This window comes from Siccirubricoccus deserti, assembly GCF_014283215.1.
Lineage (GTDB): Bacteria > Pseudomonadota > Alphaproteobacteria > Acetobacterales > Acetobacteraceae > Siccirubricoccus > Siccirubricoccus deserti.
Genome location: NZ_JACOMF010000169.1, coordinates 1 through 2,929, shown reverse-complemented (window position 1 = coordinate 2,929; position 2,929 = coordinate 1). Strand labels below are relative to the sequence as shown.

4 protein-coding genes and 1 pseudogene are annotated in these 2,929 nt (G+C 69.9%); 4 read left to right on the top strand and 1 reads right to left on the bottom strand.

Features of this window, described 5'->3' with window-relative positions:
* Positions 1-197: hypothetical protein (locus H7965_RS29360; protein ID WP_186774025.1), on the bottom strand; the 197-nt coding region annotated here is incomplete at its 3' end.
* 233 nt (positions 198-430) lie between these two features.
* Here H7965_RS29360 and H7965_RS29355 point away from each other — a divergent pair.
* From H7965_RS29355 to H7965_RS29340, 4 genes and pseudogenes are all read left to right on the top strand, one after another.
* Entirely contained in the window at positions 431-1,561 is a 1,131-nt protein-coding gene (locus H7965_RS29355) for a S1C family serine protease (protein WP_186774024.1), read from the top strand.
* Positions 1,562-1,919: 358 nt separating this feature from the next.
* Positions 1,920-2,087 (top strand): annotated as a pseudogene (locus H7965_RS29350) (transposase); the annotation flags it as partial.
* Positions 2,067-2,243 carry a transposase gene (locus tag H7965_RS29345; RefSeq protein WP_390624650.1) on the top strand — a complete coding sequence of 59 codons (177 nt, stop codon included), beginning with the start codon at positions 2,067-2,069 and terminating at the stop codon, positions 2,241-2,243. The pseudogene H7965_RS29350 and the gene H7965_RS29345, both read left to right, overlap by 21 nt.
* A gap of 409 nt (positions 2,244-2,652) precedes the next feature.
* Positions 2,653-2,929: transposase (locus H7965_RS29340; RefSeq protein WP_186773411.1), on the top strand; the 277-nt coding region annotated here is incomplete at its 3' end.

Here is a 2,929-nt window from a genome sequence, read left to right as displayed (position 1 = left end):
CGCGCCTCCGTCGGCACCTGAAATATGGTTGCTGGGGCGACCTCACCGAGTTCGCCCTGCCAAGCCTCTAGCCGGTCCATGGTCTGCGACAGGATCAGCAACCGCGGCGCCGCTTGTGCGGCCTCCTTGGGCGTCGGGTCACGGCCGAGCACCCTGCGTGCGACCTGCCGAAGCTCCTCGTCAACTGGCTCGGACATGGCCCGACCTCCCCGCCGATGACCGGGGGAGCATGGCGCGTCGGGGCGGCGGAGGAAAGCGAACTGCCGCGGGCCGGCGCCCGCGCGGTCCTGCCCGCCCAACCGCCGATCGGGGCGCGCGGGCAGAACTGGAGGTCGTGCCGCGTGCCCGGCCCCGAGCCGGCGAGATCGTCGGCTCCGTTCTGTCCACATAGGCCCTACCATCCGACGCCGCCGATCGGCTAGGAGATCCCATGCCCGAGCGTGGACGTTTCCTACCCCGCCTCCTCTGGATCACCCTGGCGGCGCTGTTCCTCATCGTTGTCTGGCAGACCATCCCGCTCGTCCAGTCCGTGATCATCGGGTGGCAGGCCGAGCCGCGCACGGTCACCCCGCGTGGCAACCTCGCCGAGGACGAGCGCAGCACCATCGAGCTCTTTGAGGCGGCGCGCGTCTCGGTCGTCTTCATTGCGACCACTGAGCGCGTGTTCAGCCCCTGGTCACGCAATGCGCTGAACGTGCCGCGCGGCACCGGCTCCGGCTTCGTTTGGGACGAGGTCGGCCATGTCGTGACCAACCACCACGTCGTGGCCGGCGCCTCGGGGGCGACGGTGCGGCTCGCAGACGGCCGCGCCTTTTCCGCGGCGCTGGTCGGCGCGAGCCCGGTGCACGACTTGGCGGTGCTGCGCATCAGCGTCAGGATCGGCCGCCCCCCACCACTACCCATCGGCAGCAGCGCCGATCTTCGCGTTGGCCAGAAGGTCTTCGCGATCGGAAACCCGTTCGGCCTGGACTGGACGCTGACGACCGGCATCGTCTCCGCCCTGAACCGCGAACTGCCGGCCGAGACGGGTGCGATGATGGACGGGCTGATCCAGACCGATGCCGCGATCAACCCCGGCAATTCCGGCGGGCCGCTCCTCGATAGCGCCGGACGGCTGATTGGCGTGAACACGGCGATCTTCAGCCCGTCGGGCGCCAGCGCCGGTATCGGCTTGGCCGTGCCCGTCGATGCGGTGAACCGCGTGGTGCCACGGCTGATCGCGGAGGGGCGATACGTCCGACCCGGGCTCGGCATCCGCACGGAGGCGCAGCTGAACGACGCGCTTTCGGCACGCTTCGGCGTCCGTGGCGTGTTCGTGCTCGATGTGGCACCCGGCTCGGCCGCGGCCACGGCCGGGATCAAGCCGGCACGGCTTACGCCCGACGGAGCCTTCGTCCCGGGCGACATCATCATCGCCTTTGGCGGCCAGCCCGTGCCGCGCGTGCCCGAACTCCTTACCGCACTGGAGCGGCGTGAGGTCGGGGAGGTGGTTGGCCTGACGATCGAGCGCGACGGGCAGCGCCGGGACATCGAGGTCACCCTGCAACCATCCGGCGTCTGAGCGCCAGGCAAGATTCAGCCGGCGCGCGTGGCCTCAAGCGGTCTTCAGGGCGTCAGGCCGTCGGAGGCGGCGCCGGCCGCGGTTGCCCCCCTCCCCTGCACAGCCCCAGGCCCGGAGTCTGGCGGTTTGCCGCAATTGCGGCAAGCCTCGCCTCACCCGCGGTAAGGAAGGGATCGCGGGTGAGGCTGTGCACCGGTGGGGCGCTCGGCAAAAGAGGGCGCTCCTGGCAGGATTAGCCGTCCTTATTCACCACGGGTCTGCGGAGAGGCTGGCGGGCGTGGCGTAAGTTGATGATGGCGTTTACGAACTTGGGTGTCGAGACCAACCCGCAGCACCGTCAGGCCGCACCACACCCGCCATGGATGACGATACGACCGAGCCCTTCGGCTTTCCAGCGATCGGCCGCAAGAAGGTGGCCGCCGCCTTCGATGGCGGCCGGCTGACCTCGGACGGCGGCGTCATGCTGCTGGCCGCGGCCGAGCGCCAGCTTGGTCTCTGTGACCGGCTGGCGGCGCTGATCGCCGAGGCCACTTGCGGCACGCTGCGCCTCGCGCTCCTCAGGATCGGCGCCCTGGTTCGCCGCTCCGTCCGCCGCATCAAGGTGGCGATGGCCTCGGCGCATCCGCACCAGGCCGAGTTTGCCCTCGCCCATGCCCGATTGACCGCCAGCGCCCCGGCCTGACGAACCAGACACCGCGAACCGACATACACCCCGGCCAACGGCGCACCCGCCGCGGCGCCGGCGGCGCACGGCCCCAGCAGGCCAGGTCCGGCGGCAGCCACGCCGCCATGCCCAGAGCGCCCTCGTCGGCAGCAGCCCCCGCTGCCAAATCGAACCATGGTGAGAAGGGCGGGCTAGTGTCCGTGGTGAGAGTCCCGCTATCCAGCGAATCGTCGTGCCCAAGCCCGGGTTCAGGCTGGAGTACCGGAACAGATCCTCAGCCGCGACCGCAGGCCCGACACTGTCGCCTTCAGTCACGCGGCCCCGTTGCCTGGTCCGGGCTCGTGGGCTGGCTGCACGGCTAGGAGCGCGTCCCGGTAACGGCTGAAGCGGCTCGACATGTGAGGCGGGCGGTGATTCGCTCGGCGGCATGATGAAGAGCTTTCGACCCTGGAAGGTGAATGAGGCCTGGCTGCTGCCACCCTCGGTGCAGGAGTTCGTCCCCGAGGGGCATCCGGCGCATCTGGTTCGTGACATTGTGGCGGAGGAGCTCGATCTCTCGGCCATTCTCTCGACCTTCGACGAGCCCCGTGGCTATCCGCCGTACCACCCGACGATGATGGTGGCGCTGCTGCTCTACGCCTACAGCCGGGGCGTCTACTCGTCGCGGCGGATCGCGCGCGCCTGCGAAGAGCGTCTCGACTTCC